The 24,944-nt window shown below is 66.4% G+C and carries 22 protein-coding genes; 12 read left to right on the forward strand and 10 right to left on the reverse strand.

What is annotated here, in order from left to right; genetic code table 11:
* Nucleotides 1-21: 21 nt before the first annotated feature.
* Genes VIF40_RS20580 through VIF40_RS20590 form a run of 3 tightly spaced genes read right to left on the reverse strand, consistent with a single transcriptional unit; the run spans nucleotide 22 to nucleotide 4,532 of the window.
* A complete protein-coding gene (locus VIF40_RS20580) occupies nucleotides 22-1,827 on the reverse strand; it encodes a serine/threonine-protein kinase (protein ID WP_331939388.1) in 1,806 nt (601 codons plus the stop codon).
* A gap of 12 nt (nucleotides 1,828-1,839) precedes the next feature.
* A complete protein-coding gene (locus VIF40_RS20585; protein WP_331939389.1) occupies nucleotides 1,840-2,712 on the reverse strand; it encodes a PP2C family serine/threonine-protein phosphatase in 873 nt (290 codons plus the stop codon).
* Nucleotides 2,713-2,726: 14 nt separating this feature from the next.
* Nucleotides 2,727-4,532 (reverse strand): trypsin-like peptidase domain-containing protein, encoded by a 1,806-nt coding sequence (locus tag VIF40_RS20590; RefSeq protein ID WP_331939390.1) that lies wholly within the window; start codon nucleotides 4,530-4,532, stop codon nucleotides 2,727-2,729.
* A 210-nt stretch (nucleotides 4,533-4,742) separates the two neighbouring features.
* On the opposite strand from VIF40_RS20590, the gene VIF40_RS20595 reads away from it, so the two are divergent.
* Nucleotides 4,743-4,973 carry a hypothetical protein gene (locus VIF40_RS20595; protein WP_331939391.1) on the forward strand — a complete coding sequence of 77 codons (231 nt, stop codon included), beginning with the start codon at nucleotides 4,743-4,745 and terminating at the stop codon, nucleotides 4,971-4,973.
* Nucleotides 4,974-5,074: 101 nt separating this feature from the next.
* Nucleotides 5,075-6,655: a glucan biosynthesis protein D gene (locus VIF40_RS20600; protein ID WP_331939392.1), complete on the forward strand. Its 1,581-nt coding sequence runs from the start codon at nucleotides 5,075-5,077 to the stop codon at nucleotides 6,653-6,655.
* Between the two features lie 10 nt (nucleotides 6,656-6,665).
* Here the strand turns inward: VIF40_RS20600 and VIF40_RS20605 are convergent, their stop codons facing one another.
* The 3 genes from VIF40_RS20605 to VIF40_RS20615 all read right to left on the reverse strand — a co-directional run bounded on the left by VIF40_RS20605 (nucleotide 6,666) and on the right by VIF40_RS20615 (nucleotide 9,754).
* The gene (locus tag VIF40_RS20605; RefSeq protein WP_331939393.1) at nucleotides 6,666-8,042 is read right to left on the reverse strand and encodes a glycosyltransferase family 1 protein; all 1,377 of its coding nucleotides are present in this window, start codon (nucleotides 8,040-8,042) and stop codon (nucleotides 6,666-6,668) included.
* Between the two features lie 447 nt (nucleotides 8,043-8,489).
* Nucleotides 8,490-9,113: a copper chaperone PCu(A)C gene (locus VIF40_RS20610; protein WP_331939394.1), complete on the reverse strand. Its 624-nt coding sequence runs from the start codon at nucleotides 9,111-9,113 to the stop codon at nucleotides 8,490-8,492.
* A gap of 71 nt (nucleotides 9,114-9,184) precedes the next feature.
* Nucleotides 9,185-9,754 carry a hypothetical protein gene (locus VIF40_RS20615; RefSeq protein ID WP_331939395.1) on the reverse strand — a complete coding sequence of 190 codons (570 nt, stop codon included), beginning with the start codon at nucleotides 9,752-9,754 and terminating at the stop codon, nucleotides 9,185-9,187.
* Nucleotides 9,755-10,000: 246 nt separating this feature from the next.
* Between VIF40_RS20615 and VIF40_RS20620 the strand changes: the two genes are divergently transcribed.
* Both VIF40_RS20620 and VIF40_RS20625 read left to right on the forward strand, forming a co-directional pair.
* Nucleotides 10,001-10,489, forward strand: a complete 489-nt coding sequence (locus tag VIF40_RS20620; protein ID WP_331939396.1) for a helix-turn-helix domain-containing protein — start codon at nucleotides 10,001-10,003, stop codon at nucleotides 10,487-10,489.
* A 2-nt stretch (nucleotides 10,490-10,491) separates the two neighbouring features.
* Nucleotides 10,492-10,863 (forward strand): hypothetical protein, encoded by a 372-nt coding sequence (locus VIF40_RS20625; protein WP_331939397.1) that lies wholly within the window; start codon nucleotides 10,492-10,494, stop codon nucleotides 10,861-10,863.
* Between the two features lie 56 nt (nucleotides 10,864-10,919).
* Here VIF40_RS20625 and VIF40_RS20630 read toward each other — a convergent pair whose 3' ends face one another.
* On the reverse strand, nucleotides 10,920-11,645 hold the full coding sequence (locus tag VIF40_RS20630; protein ID WP_331939398.1) for a hypothetical protein: 726 nt from the start codon (nucleotides 11,643-11,645) through the stop codon (nucleotides 10,920-10,922).
* Nucleotides 11,646-11,864: 219 nt separating this feature from the next.
* Here VIF40_RS20630 and VIF40_RS20635 point away from each other — a divergent pair, with 219 nt between their 5' ends.
* Nucleotides 11,865-12,311: a hypothetical protein gene (locus VIF40_RS20635; RefSeq protein WP_331939399.1), complete on the forward strand. Its 447-nt coding sequence runs from the start codon at nucleotides 11,865-11,867 to the stop codon at nucleotides 12,309-12,311.
* A gap of 83 nt (nucleotides 12,312-12,394) precedes the next feature.
* Here VIF40_RS20635 and VIF40_RS20640 read toward each other — a convergent pair whose 3' ends face one another.
* Nucleotides 12,395-13,432, reverse strand: coding sequence for a polysaccharide deacetylase family protein (locus VIF40_RS20640; protein WP_331939400.1), 1,038 nt, complete (start codon nucleotides 13,430-13,432; stop codon nucleotides 12,395-12,397).
* Nucleotides 13,433-13,602: 170 nt separating this feature from the next.
* On the opposite strand from VIF40_RS20640, the gene VIF40_RS20645 reads away from it, so the two are divergent.
* Entirely contained in the window at nucleotides 13,603-14,727 is a 1,125-nt protein-coding gene (locus VIF40_RS20645) for a GNAT family N-acetyltransferase (protein ID WP_331939401.1), read from the forward strand.
* Here VIF40_RS20645 and VIF40_RS20650 read toward each other — a convergent pair.
* Complete coding sequence (locus VIF40_RS20650) at nucleotides 14,699-16,885, reverse strand: exopolysaccharide transport family protein (RefSeq protein WP_331939402.1); 2,187 nt, start codon at nucleotides 16,883-16,885, stop codon at nucleotides 14,699-14,701. The two genes, VIF40_RS20645 and VIF40_RS20650, sit on opposite strands and share 29 nt — an antisense overlap.
* Nucleotides 16,886-17,078: 193 nt before the next feature.
* Between VIF40_RS20650 and VIF40_RS20655 the strand changes: the two genes are divergently transcribed.
* The 6 genes from VIF40_RS20655 to VIF40_RS20680 all read left to right on the forward strand — a co-directional run bounded on the left by VIF40_RS20655 (nucleotide 17,079) and on the right by VIF40_RS20680 (nucleotide 22,495).
* Nucleotides 17,079-17,645, forward strand: coding sequence for a polysaccharide biosynthesis/export family protein (locus VIF40_RS20655; RefSeq protein ID WP_331939403.1), 567 nt, complete (start codon nucleotides 17,079-17,081; stop codon nucleotides 17,643-17,645).
* 6 nt (nucleotides 17,646-17,651) lie between these two features.
* Nucleotides 17,652-18,881: a glycosyltransferase family 4 protein gene (locus VIF40_RS20660; protein ID WP_331939404.1), complete on the forward strand. Its 1,230-nt coding sequence runs from the start codon at nucleotides 17,652-17,654 to the stop codon at nucleotides 18,879-18,881.
* Between the two features lie 16 nt (nucleotides 18,882-18,897).
* Complete coding sequence (locus VIF40_RS20665) at nucleotides 18,898-20,415, forward strand: undecaprenyl-phosphate glucose phosphotransferase (protein ID WP_331939405.1); 1,518 nt, start codon at nucleotides 18,898-18,900, stop codon at nucleotides 20,413-20,415.
* Between the two features lie 236 nt (nucleotides 20,416-20,651).
* Entirely contained in the window at nucleotides 20,652-21,026 is a 375-nt protein-coding gene (locus VIF40_RS20670; protein ID WP_331939406.1) for a DUF423 domain-containing protein, read from the forward strand.
* A gap of 107 nt (nucleotides 21,027-21,133) precedes the next feature.
* A complete protein-coding gene (locus tag VIF40_RS20675) occupies nucleotides 21,134-21,535 on the forward strand; it encodes a response regulator (protein WP_331939407.1) in 402 nt (133 codons plus the stop codon).
* Between the two features lie 72 nt (nucleotides 21,536-21,607).
* The gene (locus tag VIF40_RS20680; RefSeq protein WP_331939408.1) at nucleotides 21,608-22,495 is read left to right on the forward strand and encodes a DUF2865 domain-containing protein; all 888 of its coding nucleotides are present in this window, start codon (nucleotides 21,608-21,610) and stop codon (nucleotides 22,493-22,495) included.
* 179 nt (nucleotides 22,496-22,674) lie between these two features.
* Here the strand turns inward: VIF40_RS20680 and VIF40_RS20685 are convergent, their stop codons facing one another.
* Nucleotides 22,675-24,930 carry a ComEC/Rec2 family competence protein gene (locus VIF40_RS20685; RefSeq protein WP_331939409.1) on the reverse strand — a complete coding sequence of 752 codons (2,256 nt, stop codon included), beginning with the start codon at nucleotides 24,928-24,930 and terminating at the stop codon, nucleotides 22,675-22,677.
* Between the last annotated feature and the right edge of the window lie 14 nt (nucleotides 24,931-24,944).

A 24,944-nucleotide genomic window follows, 5' to 3' on the forward strand; every position in this document is an offset into this window, starting at 1 on the left:
AAATCCGCCGAAACGCTTCCGTCAATATTTGCCCGCTTTGCGGAGCGCCTCCAACGCCTGGGCGGCGCCTGGAAAATCCTGCGTCTTGGCGAGGCGGTAGAGTTCGCCGGCCTTCCTGACGTCCTTCTTCAGAACGTTGGACACGCCCTTCTCATAGGCTTTGCCCAGCCAGAACTGGCCGCGGGCGTTGTTCTGCTCGGCCGCCTTGGTGAACCAGCGAACCGCCTCCTCGAGGTTTTCGCCGCCGTCCGCGTCGCCGTTCTGATACATGTTGCCGAGCATCGCCTCCGCTTCCGGAAACTCCTTCTCCGCTGATTTCTTGATCCATTTGAAGGCTGTCGGAAGATGCTGGGAGCGCCCCTGCCCTTTCAGCGAAATCATGCCGACGATGAATTGCGCCTCCCTCTCGCCTGTCTCGGCGAGGGGCTCGCCGATCGCGAAAGCGCGATCGAACTCCCTCTCCTTCACCGCCCGGCGCAAATCGGCGATCGTCCCGGCCGAGCCGAGCGAGGCTTTCTCGACGGTAGCGGTCTTCTGACCCGGGACAGACGACGGCTGGCAATCGGCTATGCTGAAACCTTCATTGCATTTGGGCTTCGACGGCGTATCCGTCGTCGCGACCGCCGGCCGGTCGATCTCGTTTCGCACCGGCTTGATCTCTCCGACCTGGGCGTAATCATAGCTCTTCGCCGTCTGGCGGCGATCGATCTCGGGCTCCGCCGCGCGTCGGTCGCGCTCTATTCGCTCATCGTGCTTCTTCGCCCCGCCTTCGGCGTCGCCGCCGCCGCCGAACAGCAGAGGCGCGACGGCCGCGAAGGCGACGATCGCCACCGACACGCCCTGCAACGCCGGATGAAGCGATTTGAAGCGCCGGACCAGCGAGGTGGAGCGGCTCCGCGCGACGGCCAGAGCGACGGACGGCAAGGAGGCGGCGGCGGCGGCGCTCGCGGTCTGCGTCGTCCTGTCGAGGAGATGGGCGGGGCTCTGGACGATCGTCGTCGCGTCGACGCGCAGGCTCGTCGCGCCGATCGCGTCGCTGAAGGCGCGGATCGACGGATAGCGCTGCTCGGGCCGCTTGGCGAGCGCCTTCATGAGCGCGGCTTCCAGGGCCGGCGTCACGCCGACGACGCGCGGCACCAGCGGCGGCGGGTCCTTGCCGATCTGCGCCTGAAGCAGCTCGACCTCGTCGAGTCCGGCGAAAGGCGGCGCGCCCGAGAGAATCTCGTAGAGCACGACGGCGAGCGAATAGAGATCGCTGCGCTCGTCGCCCTCGCTGCCGCGACGCTGCTCCGGCGCCATGTAGAGCGGCGTGCCGATCGCCGTGCCGGCGCGCGTCATCCGCACGCTGCCCTGCACGCGCGCAATGCCGAAGTCCATGATCTTCACGCGGCCGTCATTGCCGATCATCAGATTGGACGGCTTAATGTCGCGATGGATCACGCCCATCTGATGCGCATAGGCGACGCCATCGGCCGCCTGCGCGATGATGGCGAGGCTCTCCTTGACGCCGAGCGGTCCGCCGCGGTCGCGCAGCACATCGTCGAGCGCGCGGCCGCGCACCAGCTCCATCACCATATAGAGCGCATTGCCGTCGGGCAGGAGCGAGTAGAGCGTCGTGATGTTGGGATGGTTCAAGCGCGCGAGGCTCTGCGCCTCGGCCTTGAAGCGTCCGACAAATTCGGGGTCCTGAGTCAGCTCCGCGCGCAGCGATTTGATCGCCACCTCGCGATCGATGAAAGTGTCGAAGGCGACATGCACCTTGCCCATCGCGCCGGCGCCGAGCAGCTCGACGATCCGGTAATGGCCGATCATTCTCTGGTCGCTCATGACCTTATGCCTCTATCGAACGACAATGACGCGCGTCGGCGGCCCGCCGTCCGCGACGACTGAAATCTTCTGCGTCGCCGCTTGATCGGCGCGCGCGCCGGGCGGCTGCGCGACGATGCGAAACACGCCGACCGAAATATTGTCGTGACCGCCCGCCGCGAGGGCGGCCTTCACCAGCAGACCGCAGGACTCCTGCGGCGCGCGCTCGGGAACGATCGCGGCGAGATCCGCCTCGGAGACGAGATTGGAGAGGCCGTCGGAGCACAATACGATCGCGTCGCCGACCTCGAGCGGCAAGCCCTCCGACCAGATCGTCGGCGCGACCTCCTTGCGCGTTCCGACCGCCTGGAGAATGACATTGCCGCCGGGGCTGCGCTCGGCCTCCTGCTGCGTCATCACCCCGTCGCGCACCAATTGCGCATGCAGCGTCTGATCGTCGGAGAGCTGCGTGACCTCGCGGCCTCTGACGATATAGGCGCGACTGTCGCCGACATGGGCGAGCCAAAGCCTGCCGTCGCGAATGACGACGGCGGTGCAGGTCGTGCCCATGCCCTTGCATTCGGGCTCACGCGCGCTCTGCTCGAAGATGGCGCGATTGGCGGCGTCGAACGCCGCCTTCAACGCGCGCGGCGGCTCGACATCGAGCGAGTAGAACACGCGGCGCACCACTTCCGTCGCGAGAGCGCTCGCCACCTCGCCGGCGGCGTGGCCGCCCATGCCGTCGGCGACGATGGCGAGATAGCCCGATCTCGCCTCCGACGCGCCGGGAGCCGGCGCGACGAAGGCGACGCTGTCCTCATTGGAGGAGCGCACACGGCCGACATCGGTCTGCATCGCGCCGATGACGCGAAATGCGCTCCCGGGAGCTTCGAGCCCCGTCATCATTCCCCGACCTTCGATCAATTGCGCTGCGCGCGCAGCAGGTCCCGCCCGAATTTGATCGGCACGGCCAGCGTCACGCGCGCATCGCCGCGGCTGCGGCTATAGGTGAACAGGCCGATGACCTTGCCACTCGAGTTGAACACCGGGCCGCCGCTATTGCCGGCGCCCGTCGCCAGCACGGAGAGCTGAATGCGCTCGCCGGCGCTGGTCAGCGTCACGCCGTCCTTTTCCTTATAGCCGGTGGAGAGCTTGGAGACGATGCCGTCCGTCACCGTCGCCTCCGGAATGACTTCGTTCTGGACGCGCGTCAGGCCATTCTCCACCGTGACCTGCCGCTGGACATTCTCCACCGAAATGCCGGGATAGCCGAGCACGACGACCTTCTCGCCGATGGTCACAGCATCGTCGTCGGCGAGCTCGACCTTGTCCAAGAGCTGCGGCGAGTCGATCTTGATGAGCGCGGCGTCGGAATCCGCGGAAGCGCGCACCAGAGTGGCGTTGACGCCGAGCCGCGCGCCGGGGAACCGCACCTCGAGCTGCTCGTTGCGGCCTTCGAACGTGCGCTGCTCATTGCGCGTCATGTCGGGAATATTGTTGCGGCCGATCGGTATGGCGACGCTCGACGGGAAGATGACGCCGCCCGCCTCCGGGACCCACATGTTCAAATCCGCATAATCGTCGGATTCGAGATCGATGACGCCATATTTGCGCAATTTGGCGTTCTTCGCGCCTGGGCCGCCGCCGAGATCGAAGACGAAGCCGAAACGCGACGTGTCGTAGGTCACCTTCCAGCCTGCGGCGACATGCTTGTTGGTCAGCAGATAGCCCTGCTCGCTGATGACGAATCCGGACCCGTGTCCCGCGCCGGCGATCTGCAGATTGGAGCGCTGATCGTCCTCGAGCGTCAGCCAGCGCACGACGCGGCCATTGGGCAGGCGCACATAGGCCGGCAGCGTGTCCTTGCCGATCTTGAACGTCTGATGGAAGATCGGCTTGCCGGTCTGCGTGTCGAAGAGACGCCAGCGCAGATCGATGCGCGCCGTGGCGTTGGCGTATTTATTGTAGATATCGAGCGGCGTCATGCCGATGAGATTGGTCTTCACCTCGCCCTGGAGGGCCGCCGCGCGCTGGTCGACATGCTTGGTGTCGGCCTTGACGTCGGCGAGCTCGGCCTGATGACGCTCGTCATCCTTGAGCTGCTTCCAATAGACGGCGCCGCCGCCCAGCGCGATGAAGGCGAGGAGACCGGCCGCCACGGCGCCCCAGGTGCGGCTCACCGAGCGACGCTCCTCGACGATCAGCCGCTGCACCGTCTCCTGGCCGACGCCGACCTTGTGTGGCGGCGCCTGGGTCCCGGTGGAGGCGATCTCGGCGACGGCGGTGGAGGCCGCCGTCTGCGCCGTCTCGATCAGCCGGGTCGCGGCGGAATCGTCTATGCCGATGACGCGCGTGCGCGCCGCGAAGCTGGCCGGACGCGGCTGTAGATCGAAGGTGAATTTCGGCCCCTTGGCGCCGCCGAGCTCGATCTTGTCCTCGGGCAGCAGCTCGGCCTCTTGAGAAATGCGCTGGCCATTGAGGAAGGTGCCGTTGCTGCTGGCGAGATCGATCAGCTTGAACTTCGCCTCGTCGCCTTCGCCCTCGATGCGGATCACCGCATGCTGCCGGCTGACCACCCCATCGATGGTGGGATCGAAGGCGATTTTCGAGGTCGGATCACGGCCGATGGTGATCTCTTTCAGATCGCCGATCGGAAGCTGCTCGATCTGATTGGCCTTCGACCCAGACAAATGTCGAATGACGACGCGCTCGACGACTCCACCCATAGCCCCGCCCCTGAAAAATAATCGCGACTTTGCTTCTGCGCGCGGAAACAATAAAAAAAATGCGCCAGTGTCGCCTCGATTTACAGAATACCAGGGGCTCGAGCCGACTAGCAAGAGGACTTCGCCGAGCGAGCGCCGACCGACTTGCGCCGAGCGGCCCGATCGTATAGCACCTTCGCGCTGGACGATGAGCGCGGAGTCCCTCGCCCGATGAGCAAGAAGCCCTTGAACCTGATACATTTGTCGACGCTGGTCGCGGTCGCGATCCTGGTCGGCACGGAGCTCGTCGGCGCCTCCTGGGCGGCCGGCTGGGCGCTCGGCGGCCTATTTCAGCTCGATCCGGCGGTGAGCCGCATTTTCGAGGTCGTGTTCGCGCTGGCGGGTTTCGTCGGCCTGTATTTCTTCATGCGGACAGCCGTCCGCCATGAACCGATACGCTGAGCCGCCGATACTGAGCCGCCGATACGCCGAGTTGCTGATCCGCTGATTTCACGCGCCTTCGGCCGACGACAGGCGCTTCCCCGCGCTGCGAGGTTTCCCGCATGATCGACGACACCGATCGCCGCTCCTTCCTCAAGGCCGCGGCGGCCACGAGCGCGCTCGGCGCCGTGGCCGCGACCGAGGCGCACGCCCAGCCCGTCGCCGGCCGACTCGATCTCGGACCGGCCGAGCCCTTCTCCTTCGAGCGGCTGAAGGAGACGGCGCGGCGCCGCATCGCCGAGCCCTTCCGTCCGCCGAGCCAGCCCGATCCCGAGATCACCTCGAAAATCGATTACGAGGCCTGGGGCAAGATCCGCTATGGCGCAGATTACGCGCTGACCACCGGCGCCGGCCGTTTCCCGGTCGAATTCTTCCATCTCGGCGCCTTCTTCAAAAAGGCCGTCCACATGTATGCGGTCGAAGGCGGCCAGGCGCGCGAGGTGCTCTACAATCCCAAATATTTCGACATGCCGGAGGATTCGATCGCGCGCCGGCTGCCGCCGGGAGCGGGCTTCGCCGGCTTCCGCATCCAGGAGCCGAAGGACGGCGCGCTCGACTGGCGCAAGAACGACTGGGCGGCCTTTCTCGGCGCCTCCTATTTCCGCGCCATCGGCGCATTGCGCCAATATGGGCTCTCCGCCCGCGGCGTCGCGCTCGACACTTGGGCGCCCGACCGGCCGGAAGAGTTCCCGGACTTCACCAATGTCTATATCGGCCCGGAGACCGCGGACGGACTGACGCTGCATCTCCTGCTCGAGGGCCCGTCCATCGTCGGCGCCTTTCGCATTCTCGCAAAGCGCGGCGAAGGCGTGGTGATGGACGTCGACTGCTCGCTGCATTTGCGCGGGAGCTTCAGCCGCTTCGGCGTTGCGCCGCTGACCTCCATGTATTGGTTCTCCGAAACCAAGAAGCCGACCGCCGTCGATTGGCGCCCGGAGGTGCATGACTCCGACGGTCTCGCAATGTGGACCGGACGCGGCGAGAGACTGTGGCGTCCGCTCAACAATCCCGGCCGCGTGATGGCGTCCGCCTTCTCCGACGAGAATCCGAAAGGCTTCGGCCTGCTGCAGCGCGACCGCAATTTCGATCATTATCTCGACGGCGTGTTCTACGATCGCCGCCCGAGCGTGTGGATCGAGCCCAAAGGCGATTGGGGCAAGGGCGCCGTGCAGCTCGTCGAGATTCCGACCGACGACGAGATCCACGACAATATCGTCGCCATGTGGGTTCCCGAGACGCCGGCCGTCCCCGGCGCGACATTCGATTTCTCCTATCGTCTCCATTGGCTCGCCGACGAGCCCATTCCCATGCCGCTCGCGCGCTGCGTCGCGACGCGGCTCGGCAATGGCGGCCAGCCGGGCCGGCCGCGGCCAAAGGGCGTGCGCAAATTCATGGTGGAGTTTCTGGGCGGCCCGCTCGAGCGCCTGCCCTTCGGCGTGAAGCCCGAGCCGGTGCTGTGGTCGTCGCGCGGAACCTTCTCCTACATATACACAGAAGCGGTCTTCGACGGCGTGCCCGGCCATTGGCGCGCGCAATTCGATCTCACCGTCGACGGAAACGATCCTGTCGAGATGCGGCTCTTCCTCGCGCATAAGACCGAAGCGCTGTCCGAGAACTGGCTCTATCAATATCACCCGTTCTGAGGCGCAGGGCTCAGCCCGCTGCGTCGAGCCGCGACGGATAGTCGCCCTCGCGCAGAAGGCGCGCCAGCGCCTCTGCGGACCGGCGCCAGGACAATATGTCGCAGGCCTGGGCGGGGGCCGAGGCGGCCAGCGCCTCCTTCATACGAGCCAGCAGAGCGTCGCTGTCGGCCGGATCGAAATAGGAGACCCAGTCGCCGCCGACCTCCCGGAAGACGCGAATGTCGCTGGCGATCGCGCGCGCGCCGAAATGCGCCGCCTCGACCAGCGGCAGGCCGAAGCCTTCCGCGATCGAGGGAAACACCAGCGCGCGCGTGCGCTCGTAGAGATAGCGAAGATCGGCGTCGCTCGCGCCCTGCAGCCAGAACAGGCGGCGTCCGAATTCGGGATGCTCGACGATGCGCCGCTCCAGAGACCGCACATTCCAGCCTTTCGAGCCGACGATCACATAGCGGACGTCGGCGCCTTCCTTCCACCAGCGGTCGAAGGCGCGCAGCGCGATCGCATGGCCTTTGCGCGGCTCCAGCGTGCCGACGCCGAGAAAGAGCGGCTGAGCGCCCGCCGCCGCCTGGACCGCGCGCGGCGACGGCGCCGCATCGCCGGAGGTCCGAAAATCCGCGCCGAGCGGCCACCAGCCGAGCCGTAATCCAGGCTTGCAGGGCAGCGGCCTCGCGCGCGCGGCGCGCGCGTAGGCCTCGAAATCCTCGATGACGGCCTTGGAGATGCCGACGATCGCATCGCTCTTGCGCACGAGCAGATCGAACCAATCCACAAAGGCGACATGCGCCGAGATTGTCACCACCGACGGATAGAGGAGCGGAATGAGATCATAGAGGCAGCCGATGGTCTCGCCGCCCGCTTGCGCCACCCGATCGATCATCCGCGAATATTCCGCGGTGAGATGCCAGCCGGCGTCGAGCAGAAGAAATTTGTCGCCGGCGGCGGGCGTCACCTCGTCGGGCAAATTCTCATGCATGAAATGGGAAAAAAGACGCCCGTTCTCCATGAAAACGGCAATTCCGGCGCCGCTCTCGACCATGGCGCGCGCGATCTCGCGCACGACGCGCTGAATGCCGGTGCGGCCGATGGAGCGATGAGTGGCCGTCATATCGATGAGCAGCCGCGCGCTCGTCGCGGGCGCGGGAATATCGCCGGTCAGCGCTGTGCGCCACGCCGTCGCCTTTTCGCCGCTCGGCTTGCGCCACACGCCGTCGTGAAGCCGGCCGAGCCCGAGCAGCCGCGTCAACGTCCAATAAAATTCACGGGCGCGCGCATAGACGAATTTCGTAAATTCATCGACCTCGCTCCGCGCGAGCTCGTCGATCTCCGCCTTCATCTCATGCAGCAGATAGGCCTCGATCTGGCCATCGCCCGTCGTTCTTTCGACCATCTGTCCGCGACCTCTCCATCGTCGTCGCGGACAATAACGGCATGATCCCGCTATTCCAAACGGCCGCCCGAATTCAAACGGATTGGCCGCCCTAGCGCGCGCACGAAGCGCGCGCTCGAATGCGAAAACGCCGGCCATGATCGCCCGAGGGATCGTGGCCGGCGTAGCGCAAGCGAGAGCGTCTCGCTCAGAACGCCCCGTGCGAAATGATGGGCGCGTAGTGGACAAGGGTCAGGATCAGAGCGATCGCGCCGATGAACCACGCCAGAGACTTGACGATGTCCTTCCCAGAAGTCTGCAGAGCCATTTTCTTCTCCATTAGACGCCGCCGCTCGTTTTTTCGAATTGGCTGCATGCAGAGGCGTCGAGACGTCGCAGCTTATCTATCGAATGGCGACATATTTCGTCGCGCGCAAGTTAATTTTTCGAGCAGGTCCGGAAAACGGCTCACTGCGCCTGCCGCGGCTCGCCGGCGTCCGGCCCCATCTCGCCCGGACCCTTCATCTCCTCATGGCCCGAGCGGTGATCCTCTTGATGCATATCACCCTCTCGAGGCGTATCTGCGGCGCCGCGGCTATTCGCCTTCTCCCACCGCTCCATCGCCTCGGCGTCATGCGCATGCGCGGCGTCGGGCGCGTCGATCGCCGCGTCGATGAGCATTTCGCCGGCCTTCTCGAACACCAGAGTGAGCTCGAATCCCCAGCCGACCGGATTGATCTTCTTGATGCCGGACAGATGGACGAAGGAGCCGCCGGGCGCGAGAGTCACTTTCGCGCCATTGGGAAAGAAGATCGCGTCCGCCGCGACGGCGAACTGCGGAGCGACATGCAGATCGAAGCCGCCGATCTCGGGAGATTTTACCCCGATCAGACGATCGGCGGCGTCGCCGCGATTGTAGACCACCATGAAGAGATTGGCGTCGCTCTCGCCGTCGCGCGGCGCGCGCAGCCAAGGATGCTCGACCTTGAGCCCGCCTTTCTCATATTCATGCGCATTGGCGAAACCGAGGCCGCCCGCCGCGAGCGCAGCGGCTCCGCTCAACAACAGAACGCGTCGTCGATCGATAGACATGCTCGCCTCCTTTTCGGCGAGCCGCAGGGCCGCGGCGTCGCCCCCGTGACGACGAAAGCGCTCCGCCGCGATCAGGCCCGCGGCGGCTTCGTCTTGAAGGAGTTCTTGTACCAGAGTCCGAATCCGACCAGTCCCAGCACCGCAAAAAATGTCGCTATCGTGATGTTGCGGGTCTCGGTCTCGCCGACCGAGAAAGGAAAGCGCGAGACATAGTCTTTCGATCCATCCTCGTTTCGCGCTTTCACCAGTCCGATGAATTTGCCTTTTTGCTTGAAGTCGTATTCGAAATTGAGCGTGCCGGTGCGATATTTCTTCGCCGGCACATAGGTCTCCGTGTTCTGCTCGAGGTTCTCGTCGTCGTTGGACTGACCGACGTCTCGCAGAATGCGGATCTCCAGGCTCATGTCGCGCAGCTCGTCCTGCACGGCGTCGAGCACGATGATGGTCGGGCCGACATCGGGAATGTCGTCGCAGAATTGCTCGCGCGACTTCAACGGCTGATAGCCGGTGAAGTTCATCTGATCGGGCCCGATCTTCATCTTGCATTGGCCTTCGTCGATGCTGACGCCGCCATGCGCCTGCGCCTGCGTCGCACAGCCTATGCTCACGAAAATCACAGCGGCAAAAAATCGGACGTTCATCGTATTCCTCCCTATTCCGCACGTCATTCGCGCGCGCGTTTGGTCCGAGCGCCGCCGCCGTTCGGCGCTCATCGTGATACGATAGATATATATCGTATAGCGATATAAATGCAAGATGGCATTGCACGGGCCCTGGGGCGGCCCAGCGGGCGCCTTGACCAGGCGCGGGGCGAAGGTCATCATGCGCGCTTGGCCGAAGGTCGCTTGGCCGAAGGTCGCGGCAGCGCATCCGGGAGAGCGAGTAAAATGGCGACGGCGCTCGAGAGCCGCCCTCAGGAAGACGACGACAGCCGCCCGTCGGAGGAGGAGCTTCGCGCGCTCGCGAATTTCCGCTACGCGCTGCGGCAGTTTCTCGCCTTCAGCGAGCAGGCGGCGGCGACCGTCGGGCTGACCATGCAACGCTATCAGGCGCTTCTCGCCGTCAAGACCTTTCGCGCTGGAGCGCACATCAGTGTCGGCGAGCTCGCCGACCAATTGCTGATCCGCGATCACAGCGCCGCCGAGCTCGTCTCGCGTCTCGAGCAGGCCAAGCTCGTCAAGCGCAAGAACGATCCGCTCGATCGGCGCCGCTCGCTCGTCGTGTTGACCGCGCTCGGCGACCGACGACTGGCGCAGCTCGCCTTTTTGCATCTGCGCAAGCTGCGCGCGGATAAGAGCGCCTTTCTCCCGCTCTTCCAATCGGAGCAGGAGGCTCAGCCCGACGAGACGCCCGATCGCGATCCGGCGCAGAGCTGACCATGCGACGCAAAGGCCTTCTGGTCGCCTCGCTCTTATTGCTGTCGCCATCGCTCTGCGCGGCCGACGGTGCAGCGCTTCGTCCCACGCATTTCGTCCGGCGCGGCGCCGTCGTCTGCCTGCGCCGCCAGGATTTGACGAAGATCGAGCACGCGACGAACAGCCTGCGCTATTTCGGCCAGCTTCGCGCGCTCGTCGCCGAAGGACGCTGTCGACGCTACGCCGAGCGCGAGAAAATCATCGAGATCGGCGCGATCGAGCAAGCCGAACGACATGCGATCATTTCGATCAGAACAGACGAAAAGCCCGATATCGTTCGGTGGATATCACCGCACGACATTCGGGCGATCAAACGATTCTCGCATCTTCGGTGAACGACCCCCGGAGCCGTCTTCGCGGACGGCTCCGAGAGACGAGCGGCGACGACGGATCAGGTCTGCGACGACCACGGACGCATGAAGCTCAGAACCGTCGCGCTCAGCGTGCTGCCGGTGAGCACGACCGTCGCGCCGAGAGCCAGTAGAGCGACGAGATTGAGAACGAGATCATTGCTGTTGCCGGCGACCGCGAGAACGCCGAGCACGATAGCGGCCAATCCGGCCAGCGCCTGAATGCCGGCCGAGCCGGACGCCATCTCGCTCGCCAGAAACTCACCGCCGATGTTCTGCGCGACATTCTGCGACTGCGTGGACTGCGTGGACTGCGTCGCTTCGCTCTTGGCCTGCGCGTGACGCAGCGTGTAGAGATGCCACACGGCGTTGCTGCTGAGCACGAGCGCGGTTCCGAAAGCGATCGTCGCGATCGGCGTCAGCACGCCGGAGTTGATGCCGAGCAGCGAGAGCACGCCGAGCACAATTCCCGCCGCTCCGACAAGGAAGACAGCCGAGAGGCTGCCGCCTCCGAAATGTTCGAAATTCGCGGTTTTGGCGCCCGCGGGAAAGATGATCTGCGCATATTCGGACAGCATTGCGCCGCCTTGAATGAGCAGCGCGACGCCGAACACGATCGTCGCGATGCCTGCCATGAGCGGCGGATTGACTCCGGCCAGCCCACAGACGGCAAGGACTATTGTTGCGATGCCTCCCACCGCATCGACGAGACCGCCATAGACTGCGGCATTTTCTTGCGCTGTCGCCTCTCGGAAGGTCATGGACATAAGGACACTCCGTTTCCTGCAGCCCGTCCTGCAACCCCGCGCACCATCTAGTTGCGCTGTCCGAGCCGGCAAGAGCGACGATCGCGCCCGTCGGCGCGAGCGTCACCGTCGCGCTCCGACATCGAGCCGGGCGCAGGAACCAATCCCAGCCGAACGTGTTCAGTGGAGTCGGGGAATTGTTTTGTCGGGCGGCCGGCCCCATTGGCGACGGAGGGCGTGATGAAATACAGAACTCTCGAAGAAATAACTAAACTTGCCGGAGTCGAGCCGGTCGAAGCGCGGCGCGAGCAAGCCTCGCTGCGGCGCGCGCGATTGGAGCGGCTCGCCACATTGATCGAAGCGCATGTCGGACGCATTCGCCTCTTCTCGATGATGGAATACGTGCCCGTGAAGGATCGCGTCAAGCTGCGCCAGGACGAGTCGCCCTTGTCGATCGCCTATCGCGATACCCTCTTCCGCGAGCAGGGCTTGAAGGGCGACAGGCTCGGCGACGCGATCGACTTCTTCCAGCTGTCCATGCGCGAGGCGCATCATATTTTCTGCGATTGCAATTATTCCGGCGCGATCACGCCCGCCGCCGTCGCGGCGCGCGCGCGCTCGGTCGCCGAAAAGAAAACGCTCGGTGAGCTGTGGCGCGGCTTCACGCAGCGCCTGGGCTTTGCATGAAGCGATCGTGACGCGATCGGCGCGACGCGCCGATGAATTGATCGAGCGCGGCGCCTCGGCGCCGCGCCGCGCAGGGAGACAGCTCAGGCCGCGGTCACGCGGCGCCCTGCGTTCATCAATGCGAAAGGCGCGCCGGACAAAAGAATATCCAACGCCGCGAGCGATTGATGCCGCCCGTTCACCGAGAGCCGCGGGAGCGCCGAGAGATGATCGCGGTGCTCGGGAAAAATCATGCCGGGACGCGTCGTCACCGCGCTGGCGAAGCCGAGCCGCGCGGCGAGCTCGAACTCTCTTCGTCCCGCCGATGTCGGATCGCCGACCGGATAGCAGAAATGCGGGACCGGCCGCTCGAGCTCGGCTTCTATGCGCAGCCGGCTCTCGGCCATCTCGAAAATCGCCGTCGCGCAATCGACCTTGGCCAGTCGCGCATGGGTCACGGAATGCGCGCCGATCGTCGCGAGCGAATGCCGCGCCAGCACGCGCAGCTCGCTCCATCCCAGACAGAGCCGCCGCGTCAGCGCATGCGGCTCGAGCCGCGCTTCGGCCGACAGAGCGGTGACGACGCGCAGCAGCTCCTCCTCGTCGTCCGCGCGCAATTGCGCATAGATTTCGGCAAAGGCGCGGCGCTTCTCGGTCGCCGTCGCGGTATCGCAGCGCACGCGCCTGCCGCCGGCGATGACGTCGACATGATCGAGACGTCGGATCGCCTCCTCGAGCTCGACCCACCACAGCCGCGCCGAAGCATCGGCGTATCCGGAGGTCAGATAGAGCGTGAAAGGCGCGCCGTGGCGCTCCAGCACGGGCAGCGCATGCTCGACGAAATCGCGATAGCCGTCATCGAAGGAGAGCACGGCGAAAGGCGCTCCCGACACGCCGTCGCGCAGCCGCATGAGCGCGGTCTCGAGCGAGACGATCTCGACGCCGCGCTGACGCAGCCATACGATCAGCGCATTCAAGAACTCCGGCGTGATCTCCAGCGGCTGATTGGGCTCGAAAGCCTGCTCGAGCCGCGGCCGCACGCGATGAAACATCAATATCGCGCCGAGCCCGCGTGTAAAAGGCTCGGCCAGATGGTGGGCGCCGCTCGCGCGGAAGAACTCCATCCCCGCTTCGATCGCCATTCGACGCCATTTCGTCACAGCCGCGCCTCCCGCGCCATTGCTTTTCTCGCGCCACCATCTCGAGGTCTCGTTGACCTTTCCTTGCTAGTGTCGTGAAGAAGCGCAAACATCAGCAATGCGGCGGCGATATGGTTAACGCAAGAGCAGAAAATCTCAGAGCAGAAAACATCATGGAGCTTTCGCGGTTCGAAACGACGATCGACGAAATCGCGCTCGATGTCTTCTCCACTTTCGAGGGGGCGCGCGACGATTGGGAGGCTCTGTTCGCCGATGCTCCGGCGAGCGCCTATCAATCTTTCGGCTTCGCGCGCGATTGGTTCGAGACATTCGGCCGCGCCCGGCGCCTCGAGCCGATGATCGTCGTCGCCCGCCATGCCGCGGGCGCGCGCCCGCTCGCTCTGCTCGGGCTCGGCGTGTCGCGGCTCGGGCCGCTGCGGATCGCGCAATTTCTCGGCGGGAAGGAGAGCAACTTCAACCTCGGCCTCTTCGCCACGGACGCGCGTCTCGACGCCGCCGCCATTCGCGCGCTGCTGCGCCGCGCCGCCCGCGCGGCGGGCGTCGATCTCTATCGGCTCGGCAATCAGCCGCAGGCTTTCGATGGCGTCGGCAATCCGCTCGCCCTCCCCGGCGCGGCGCCGAGCCCCAGCTTCGCCTATGGGACGACAGTGCCGGCGACTTTGAGCGCGCTCGACGCGCGCTTTTCCAGCGATGCGCGGAAAAAGCTGCGCAAGAAGCAGGCGCGATTGGAAAAAATGGGTGCGCTCGTTTTCGAGCATCGCGCGGAGGGCGCGCGCGGACGCGAGATCCTCGAGGTTCTCCTCGCGCAAAAGGCCACGCGGCTGCAGGACGCGTCTTTCGACAATGGCGCGATGCGCGATTTCGTTCTCGGCCTCTGCGGCGGCGCATTGGAGACTCATGCGCTGACGCTCGACGGGCGCATCATCGCGACCTATGCCGGCTTCACCCATCGCGGACGCTTTTCCGCAATGCTCAACTCCTTCGCGACGGACGACGAGATCGCGCGCTCTTCGCCGGGCGATCTCTTGCTGCATTCGCTGCTGCGCGATCTCGTCGCGCGCGGCGTCGGGCGTTTCGATCTCGGCGTCGGCGAGGCGCGCTATAAGAACGCCGTCTGCGACGAGACGATCGCGCTCGTCGACAGCGTCATTCCGGCGACGCCGCTCGGCGCGCTGGCCACGCCCATCATCGCCGCTCTCACGCGCGCAAAGCGCGCCTTGAAGCAGAATCCGCGTCTCTTCGCGTCGCTCACGCGGCTGCGCCGTCGCGTGCGGTAAGTCCGGCGGAGGCGTCGGCGGGGCTCTCCTCCTCGAGCAGGAAGGCGTCGCTGACGCCGGCCTGCGCCAGCTCGTCGATCACCGCCTCGGCGGCGCGCTCGGAGCCGCTCACCAGCACGATATCGAAGGACGGCGCGAGGAACATCGTGCGGTCATAGTCGCGCGTGGCGAAGACGATGAAATCATAGGTCTGCGCCAGCGCCTCGAGCACGGATTCGGCGTCCTGATCATAGTCCGCCGCGGCGCGGCCGCCCGGCATCACATGCAGACGCGAATCGAGATCGCGGTGAATGGCCTCGCCGAAGGTCGCGCCGCCGCTGGCGAGATCGGCCAGGCCGAGCGGCCGGGCGCGATCGACGTCGGGCACGAGCCGATCATAGAGCTCGCCTTCGGACTCGGCGTCGGCGGCCACGATTATCGCGAGGCCGCGCCGCGCCAAGGAGCGCGACAAGGTCACGGCGCTGTCGAAGCTGTGCTCGGCGTCGGCGCAGCCGACCATCAGAACCTTGACCGAGAGCGTCGCCATGCGGGCGGCGTCGATCCGGCCGACGACGCTCGACCGATGCGCGCGCATGGTTTGGTCCTCGAGCTTGGGCGTGCGTTCATCGGGCGGCGGAGAAAAGCGCGCCGTCTGCGGCGTCTCCTCCGGCTCGGCGAAGGCGGGCTCGCGCCGCTCGGCCGCGATGCGGACCTTCGGCGGCGCTTCCAACGCCTCCTCGGGCGCCGGCGCCGGCAGCGGCGTCGGACCGGCTATTCGCGCGCGGCCGCCGAGCAGCTCGATCGCGATGATGGAGCCGGCGGTGAGGATGAAAGCGGCAATGGTCGCGAAAGTGGTGATCGGCAGCTTTTTGGGGAAGGAGGGAATGGGCGGCGCGACGGCGCGCTGGATAACGCGCGCGTCGGCGGGCGACGCCTTCAGTCCATCGCGCGCCAGCGCCTCCTGATATTTGGCCGAATCCGCCTCGAGCTGGTCCTTCAGCACGCGAGCGGCGCGCTCGAGCTCGCGCAGCTGCACCTCATCGGCGCCAGCCGCCCCGGCGACGCGCTTTTGCTCATCCATCGCCCGCGACAGATTCTCGACGCGAGAAAATGCGATATGGGCCTCGTTCTCGAGCGTGCGCGCGGTGCGCTCGGCCGCGCGGCGCCAATCGGCTTCGAGATCGGAGAGCTGCGCCTGCAGCTCCTTTATGCGCGGATGGCCGGGCAGCAGCGTGCGCGATTCGAGCGCGAGCTGGGCGCGCAGCGACACGCGCTGCTCGCCGATGCGGCGGATCATCTCATTATTGGCGACATCCGGAATCTCGCCGACGCGATTTTGCCGCAACATCTCGCGCACCAGCTTCGCCTTCGCCTCGGTGTCCGCCTGGGCGGTGCGCGAAATGGACAGCTGATTGGTGAGATCGCCGAGCTGCTGCGTGGCGATCGTCATATTATTCGTGCCGACGAAAAGGCCCGAGCGCGAGCGGAACGCCTCCACCTTGGCCTCGGCCCTGGCGAGGCGCTCGCGCAGATCGGTGACCAGCGGACTCAGCGACTGGGCGGCGTCGCGCGCATTCTCGCGCTTCGCCTCGCGCTGTATGTCGATATAAAAGGCGGCGATCGCATTGGCCGCCCGCGCCGCGAGATCGGGATCGCGGGCGGAAAATTCGATCTGCAGCACGCGCGTCTTCGTCGGCGAGAGCACCAGAAGCTTGTCGAAATACGCGTCCAGCATCCGCTCTTCCGGCGCGAGCTTGGACGGATCGCGCGTAATTCCGAGCATCACGCCGATCTTCGTGCCGAGCCCGAGGCCGCCCGCGAGCGGATCGAATTCCGAATTGCCCTGGAGATCGAGCGATTTCAGCACGCGCCGTGCGAGATCGCGCGAGGTGAGCATTTGAATCTGGCTCTGCACCGCCTCGGCGTCCGGCGCGGCGGCGGGATCGGCGCGCTCCTTGTCGGCGCGCGTCAGATAGCTCTCCTGATTCTCGAGCAGGACGCGCGCCTCGGCGGTGTAGCGCGGCTTGACGACATTGACGAAGACCAGAGCGCCGAGAAAGGCGGCGAGCGTCACGCCGATCACAATCCGGCGGCGACGCGACAGCGCGCCGGCGATCTGCCCCAGATCGATGTCCCCCTGCGGGCTCTCCGCAGCATCGTGAGCGTGGCCGAAACTCATCTGCGAACTCCATGTAGCGCGCAGACCATGTACCGAGATTATGGTTTCCGCAGGGTTAACCGCGGCGATCTGGCGCCACCGACGAGGCGATCACGCTTCGATGATCGGGCGATCAGGCTTTGTTAACCATAAGCTCTTAAAAAATTCCTCCGGAACCCCGTTCTTAAGCTGTTCCTCGAGCCCGAGATTCTAAATGCCGAGATATGGCTTTCTCCTTTTCTGGCTGATGATGTGCGCGACATTGTCGGGTTGCGCCCTACCGGGCGCCTATATTCCCGAGCTGCTGGCGACCTCCACCGAGGAGCCCTACACGCTCGCGGCCGGCGATCGTCTGCGCGTCATCGTGTTCGGCCAGGACGCGATTTCCAACAGCTACACGGTCGACGGCTCCGGCCATATAGCGATGCCGCTCATCGGCATCGTTCCGGCGGCCGGCCTCACGACCCAGGCGCTGCAACATGAAATCGCCGCACGTTTGCGCAACGGATTCATCCGCGACCCGCGCGTCTCGGTGGAAGTCGAGGCGTATCGGCCGTTCTTCGTGCTCGGCGAGGTGCTCAGCGCCGGACAATATCCGTTCGTCGAGGGACTCACCGTGCAGAAGGCGATCGCCATAGCCGGCGGATTCAGCCCGCGCGGCTATCAAGGAGAAGTCGATCTGACACGCGACTACGGCGGCGCCTCGGTCACTGGCCGGGTGCCTCTGCTGCAAGCGGTCAGGCCGGGAGACACGATCACGGTACGCGAACGGATTTTCTGAAGACAGATGCGAGCGGAGCCGCAGAGCAGAGCGAAGGACGACACGGCCCCCGGACGGCTGCGCATCGTGCATGTCATGCGCGCGCCGATCGGCGGCCTGTTTCGCCATGTCGTCGATCTCGCCGGCGAGCAGGCCGCACGCGGCCATGCGGTCGGCCTGATCGCCGATTCCTCGACCGGCGGCGAGCGCGCCGAGGCGATTCTGCGAATGCTGGAGCCTTCGCTGGAGCTCGGCGTCACGCGCCTGTGCATACGCCGCCTGCCGAGCTGGAGCGACCCGATCGTCGCCTTTCGCATCGCCTCGGCGTTGAAGCGCCTCGCGCCCGACGTCGTCCACGGCCATGGCGCGAAGGGCGGCCTCTATGCGCGCCTGCCGGCGCTGCTGCCGTTTTTTCCGACGCTGCCGCATCCGCATATTCGCGTCTACACGCCGCACGGCGGCAGCCTGCATTTCGACCCGGACGCGCTCGTCAATCGTCTCTATCTCTCCGTCGAGCGCGCGCTCGAGCGGGTGACCGACTTCATCCCTTTCGAGAGCGCCTATGCGCAAAAGCGTTTCGCCAGAGCGATCGGCTTTTCCCACGCCGTTGCGCGCGTCGTGCCCAATGGGCTGCGTCCCGAAGAGTTTGCGCCCGTCACGCCGATCGCCGACGCCGCCGATTTTCTCTATGTCGGCGAGTGGCGCCAATTCAAAGGCGTCGACACGCTGATCGAGGCGCTGGCGCTCATCCGCGATGAGACCGGCGCCGCGCCGCGACTCGCTCTGGTCGGCTCCGGGCCGGACGAAGCGGCGTTGCGCGCGCTCGCCGAACGGCGCGGCGTCGACGATCGACTGTCCTTCGCGCCGCCCATGCCGGCGCGCGAGGCGCTGCGATCGGGGCGCATATTGGTCGTGCCGAGCCGCGCCGAGTCGCTGCCTTACATCGTGCTCGAGGCGATCGCCGCGCGCACGCCGCTCATCGCCACCAATGTCGGCGGCATCCCCGAGATCTTCGGCGACTATGCGGACCGGCTCGTCGAGAGCGACGATCCCTCGGCGCTCGCCCGCGCGATGATCGCCGCCGGCGGCATGGATGCGGCGACGCGACGCCGCGCCAGCGACCAACTGGCTGAGAGAGTAGCAGAAAATTTCAGTTTGACTGCGATGGAGGAGGCAGTCCTGCGCGGCTATCGCGACGCGCTGGAAGCCGCCGGATGTCGCCGCGCCGCGGAGGCCGTCCTGCCGCAGAGAGCCTGATGAGTGGAGTGACGTCATGTGTGCATTCGCCCTACGCGACATCAAAGCGGCCGCGCCCGCCAATGATGACGGCCGCGCCGCCTCGAAGCTCGCGGAGATCTCGGCCGATGCGCGGCCGACGCGCGCTTATTCGCCGATCGTCCTCGCCGGCCTCGTCCGCATTCTCGAATTTCTGCTGATCGCGGCCGGCGGCTTCGCCGTGCATCGGCTGCATGTCGCGCCCGCCTACGGCTATGGGGTCGAATATTTCATCGTCATTCCGGGGATGGCGCTGGTCGCCGTCATCGTCTGGCAGGCGCTCGATCTCTACACGCCCGCGGCGTTTCGCTCGCCGATCGGCCATGGGCTGAAGCTCGCCGGCGGCTGGACTTTGGTCTTTCTCGCCGCCCTCGCGGCGATCTTCTTCTTGAAGCTCGACAATGCTCTGTCGCGCGTCTGGCTGCTCGGCTGGTATGCGGGCGGGCTCGGCGTGCTGGCGGCGGAGCGCTTCGCGGTCGCCGCGGTGGTGCGCTCGCTGACGCAGCAGGGCAAGCTCGATCGTCGCACTGTCGTCGTCGGCGGCGGCCCCGCGGCCGAGCCCGTGCTGCGCGATCTCGCCGCCGCGCAGCAGGACAGCGATCTGCGCATTCTCGGCATTTTCGACGACCGCCGCGACGATCGCTCGCCCGATGTCGTCGCCGGCTATCCCAAGCTCGGCACGATCGACGATCTCGTCGAATTCGCGCGGCACACGCGGCTCGATCTCGTCATCTTCACCCTGCCGATCTCCGCCGAGGCGCGGCTCCTGCAGATGCTGCGCAAGCTCTGGGTGCTGCCGATCGACATTCGTCTCGCCGCCCACACCAATAAGCTGCGCTTTCGCCCCCGCTCCTACTCCTACATCGGCAATGTCCCGGTGCTGGACGTCTTCGACAAGCCGATCGCCGATTGGGACGTGCTGGCCAAATCCGCCTTCGACAAGATCGTCGGCGCGATCTGCCTCATCCTCTTCGCGCCGCTGATGGCGGCGACAGCGCTGGCGGTCAAGCTCGACTCGCGCGGTCCGGTGCTGTTCCGCCAGACCCGCTACGGCTTCAACAATGAGCGGATCGAGGTCTATAAATTCCGCTCCATGTATGCGGACAAGCTCGACCCGGCCGCGTCCCGGCTCGTCACCAAGGGCGACCCGCGCGTGACCCGCGTCGGCCGCTTCATCCGCAAGACCTCGCTCGACGAGCTGCCGCAGCTCTTCAACGTCGTGTTCAAGGGCGATCTGTCGCTGGTCGGCCCGCGCCCGCACGCCATGCACGCCATGGCCGCCGAGCATCTCTATGACGAGGTCGTCGACGGCTATTTCGCCCGCCACCGCGTGAAGCCGGGCCTCACCGGCTGGGCCCAGATCAATGGCTGGCGCGGCGAGACCGACACGCCGGAAAAGATCCAGAAGCGCGTCGAATGCGACCTCTACTACATAGAGAATTGGTCGATCCCGCTGGATATCTACATTCTCGCGCTGACGCCGATCGCCCTGCTGAAGACCGAGAACGCCTATTGAGCCTGAAGCCTCGCCGCGCCGCGACGAGATGCGAGCCTGAAGCCTCGCGGTCCAAAGCCCTCCCTGGACCGCGAGGCTTCAGGCTCGCTTCGTCTCGGGATCATTGCTCGACGCCTCGCCAGAGCCTATCCTGACCTTCGCCGCGGCGCGCGAACGCCCGCGGCGCACGACCTCATCCTGACCATTAACATGAGCAGAATTTTCCTTATTCTGCTTTGCCTTATGCAGAGAAGTTGATGCAGCGCTCTAACCTTCTCATCGTCTCTCTCGCCGCCCTCGAGGGCGCGGCCGGCGTCGCCCTCTCGGCTGCGGCGGCGCATATTTCGAGCGCCGCCAATCTCGATACGGCGAGCCGCTTCCTGATGATCCACGCCGCGGTGGCGCTCGGACTCGGCTCCCTGCTGGCGGCGAAGCCGCCGCTGGCGCGCTGGCTCACGGGCGTGAGCTTCGCCCTCATCGCCGGCGTCGCGCTGTTTTCCGGCGACCTCGTCGCCCGCACCTTCGCCGGCGACCGGCTGTTTCCCTATGCGGCGCCGATCGGCGGCTCCTTGACCATAGCGAGCTGGCTGGCTCTGGCGATCTGGGCGCTCGCGGCGCAGCGCGTGAGATAGCTTTGCGCGCGAGATAGCAGCTGCGCCGCCATGGCGGCAGATGAGACTATTCCGCTCTGGACAGGAGCCGGAATCGATCCCACGATCGCGAGCGTGGGGGCGCTTGCATGAGGGCGATGGAACAATGGCGCGGCGAGGCGGCGTTCGGTCGCCGCGTGCTCGTCGTCGAGGACGAGCCGCTGATCGCGCTGGCGCTCGAGGAGACGCTGGCCGAGCATGGCTTCCATGTCGTGGCCTCGGCCCAGACCGTCGCCGTCGCATTGCGGCACGTCGCCAGCGCGCAATTCGACGTCGCGCTGCTGGACTTGGCGATCGGGGCCGAGAGCGTGGAGCCGGTCGCCGACCGCCTCGCCGCAATGGGGCTCCCTTTCGTCTTCGCCACCGGCTATGGCCGCTCGGCCCTGCCGCCGGCGCATGCCGCGCGTCCGATCGTCGCAAAGCCGTTCCGCACCGAGGCGCTGATCGCCGCCCTCGTCGCAGCTGCGCGCCACGCCGCGCAAAGCGCTTGAGACAGCGGGCGGCTTGTCTCTCGCGATCACGCTCCATTTAAGGGGGAGTTGCGTCAAAACGGGTGCCGCGTCATGTCATCGTGTAAAAGCGGCGATCGGGGAACATCGCCCCATCGTCGCCTCGCCGCCCTCGGCGGCCTGATCCTGGCCTTTCTCATCGCGGCGCTCGAGCCACCTCCCGCATTCGCCCAGGACTTTTTGCAGCAATTGTTCGGCGGCGGCGGCGGAGGCGGCGGCTATTCGGACTATGGCGGCGGCTATCCGAGCTATCGCCGCCACGCCGGTTCTCGGCGCCACGCCAACGCCCATCAGGCGCCACGAGCCGAGCCGCAGCCGCGCTCGCATCCGCGAGCCGCCGCCCGCGGCCGCGGCGAGCCGGAGCGCTCGGTCTATACCGAGACGGCGAGCGGCGGACGCTCCTATTGCGTGCGCGAGTGCGACGGCTATTTCTTCCCCGTCGGCCTCTATTCGAGCACGAGCGACACGGCGAGCCATCAGCGCGCCTGTGGACGCCTCTGCCCCGGCGCCCGGACGACGCTCTATGTCATGCGCGGCGGCTCCGACAAGATGGAGGATGCGGTGGCGGCGCGCGGCGGCGGCAGCTATTCGCGGCTGATGGCCTCTCTCCAGCGCAAAGCCGAGGGAGACAAGGACAACGAATGCTCCTGTCACGCGGGCCAGTCCAATGAGAGCTCGATCGAGGCCATCTATCTCGACCCGACGCTGCGGCGCGGCGACGCCGTCATGACCACGCATGGCGTCGAAGTCTTCCATGGCGGCAGCCGTTATCCCTATTCGAAGAATGACTTCCGTCCCCTCGCCCGATCGCCCGATCTCGACGAGCCGGTCCGTCGCCGCCTGGCCGCGCTGGAGCGCGCCAGCAAGCACGCGCGTGGCGCCGTCGAGCGTCGCGCCGCGCGACCGCTGGGCGAGCGCCGCAGCCAATCTGGCGGCCGCTAGCCGCGCGACTCTCAGCGGGTCGTTCGCCTACTAAATAATGGAAGCATCGCAGCGATCGGGCCCAGCATCGCCCTTGCATTGCCCGCTCGCGTTGAACGCGAGGGAGCCCCGAACCTGCCGCCGGGATCGATAAGCCTGGATCGAATGCTTCACGACGCCGGCGCAGCGCTGTCCACTCACTAATCACTTGGCGAAGTTACGTCTTCGGCCGCGATTTCGACGGCTGTCGCCGCAGCGCTCGCCGTCCGGCTCCGCGGCGCGCGCGACCAGGGCCGGTCCTCGCCCGGGCCGCGGGCCGTGCGCCATTGCGCCGCCTCGCCGGTAAAGCGCAATGTCACCGCCCCCGTCTCGGCGAGCTTGCGACGGTCGAGGAGAATCGGCGCGCCGCAGCCCGCTGGCGCATAAAAGGGAGCGATGACGATGGCGGCGCGAGCGCAATCCTCGATCAGCGCCTTGCGATCCGTCACCAGAGCGACCGAGCGGCCGTCGACCGCTCTCGCCACGCAGCCGAAATCGTCGCAGAAGACGCCGCCGCGCGCGTCGGCCGGCGCGCGCGTGTCGGCGTCGGCGCGCAGCCATTGCTCGCCGACGAAGGAGAGTTTCCCGCGACCGAGCAGAGCGAGCTCGCCGGTCGGCAGCCGCAGCGCCGCGGCGTCGCCGCCGGGGGCGACGGCGAGATCGAACCCCTCGCCATTCGCCGCGCCGAAAAGACCGAGCGCCGCGAAGGGAATGGCCATCGCCCGGAATATCCACGTCCGCCACAGGACCAGCGACAGAACGGCGAGCGAGAGGAACAGGATCGCGAAAGGCGCGAAGCTCTTGACCGGCAGGCTCGCGCCCGGCGCGGCGGCGATGAGCCGCGCGATCGCCGTCACCAGATCGATGCCGAAGCCGAGATAGCGCCACACCGGGCCGTCGAGGCCGAAAGGATAGAGAAAGGCGCCGAGCAGAGCGCCCGGCACCGCGAAGAATTCGATGATGGCCAGGGTCAGCGGATTGCCGATCAGCACATAGGGACTCAATTCGTGGAAGTCGTCGGCCATGAAGGAGGCCGTCGCCGATGTGGCGCAGAGCGTCGCGAAGATCGGCGCCGCCGGCCCGCGCAGCAGCAGCTCGCCGGCGCTCTCTCGCCATCGCGCCGAGCGCGAGGGCGTCCGGCCGAAGACCGGCGGCTCGCGCCGGCGGTCGATCAGCGCGCCGCCCGCCTCATAGACCGCGACCAGCGCCGCCACAGCGGCGAAGGAGAGCTGAAAGCTCGCTCCGAGCAGCGCCTCCGGCTGGAAGGCGACGATGAGGAAGACCGCCAGAGCGAGATTGCGCATCGACAGCGACGGGCGGTCGAAGAGCACGGCGACGAGCATGATCGTCGTCATGATGAGCGCGCGCTCCGTGCCGACGCGCGAGCCCGTGCCGATGTCGTAGAGGACCGCCCCGAGAATCGCGAGGCCGGCCGCCCATTTCTTGATGGGGTAATTCAGCGCCAGCGTCCGCGACAGCGCCAGCAGCCGCCGCAATCCCACGAAGAAAATGCCGGCGACCAGGGTCATCTGCACGCCGGAGATGGTGATGATGTGGAAAATGCCGGCGCGGCGGATCAGCTCCTTCGCCTCCTCGCTCAGAAAATCGCGCTTGCCCGTCACCATTGCGGCGGCGATCGCGCCGGTGTCGCCGCCGAGCGCGCGCGCGACCCGCGTCGCGAGAGCGTTGCGCAGCCGATCGATGGCGGCGAAGAAACGCAGCGACCAGGGCGCGGGATCGGGCGGCGGCAGGATGTCGATGCGGCCGAGCGCATTGCCGACGCCGCCGAGCGAGGCGAAATAGGCGTCGCGCGAGAAATCATAGCCGCCCGGCAGAGCGGCATGGGCCGGCGGCAGCACGCGCGCCTTGAGGCCGATGAAATCGCCGGCGGCGAATTTCGCCTCGCCCCGCGTCGTCAGCCGCACGCGAAACGGCGCGACGTCATTGGGCAATCCTTCGGCGCTGGCGAGGCGCACGATGAAGCGCGCGCCATTGGGGCGCAAATCGAGCTCCTCGACGAAGCCGGTCAGAAAGCCCACGCCGGCGCGCGGAACAATGGGAGCGTCGACGCGCGCGGCGCGCCAGACGGCGGCGAAGAAGCCGCCGCCGAGGCAGGCGAGAACGAGAAAAAACGCGCCGGCGCGATGCGCGCGAAAGACGAAGGCGAGCGCCGCAAAAGCCGCGAAGGCCGCCGCCGAGAGAGCCAAGGACGGCTCGCGATCCGCGCCGAAATAGAGGATGACGCCGGCGCCCGCCGCCACCGGCAGCCACAGAAACGGCCGCCGCAGCGCGGTCTCCTCTTCCAGCGCGGCGCGAGCGGCGGCCGAAAGCGACGCCGACGCCGCCGAGACGGCGGGGCGAATGACGCCCCTCGCCCGATCGGCCGCGCCGGCGGCGGCTTTCGCGCTCCAACTCAAAAGGGCCTCGGCTA

The sequence above is a fragment of the Methylosinus sp. genome (assembly GCF_036560965.1).
Lineage (GTDB): Bacteria > Pseudomonadota > Alphaproteobacteria > Rhizobiales > Beijerinckiaceae > Methylosinus.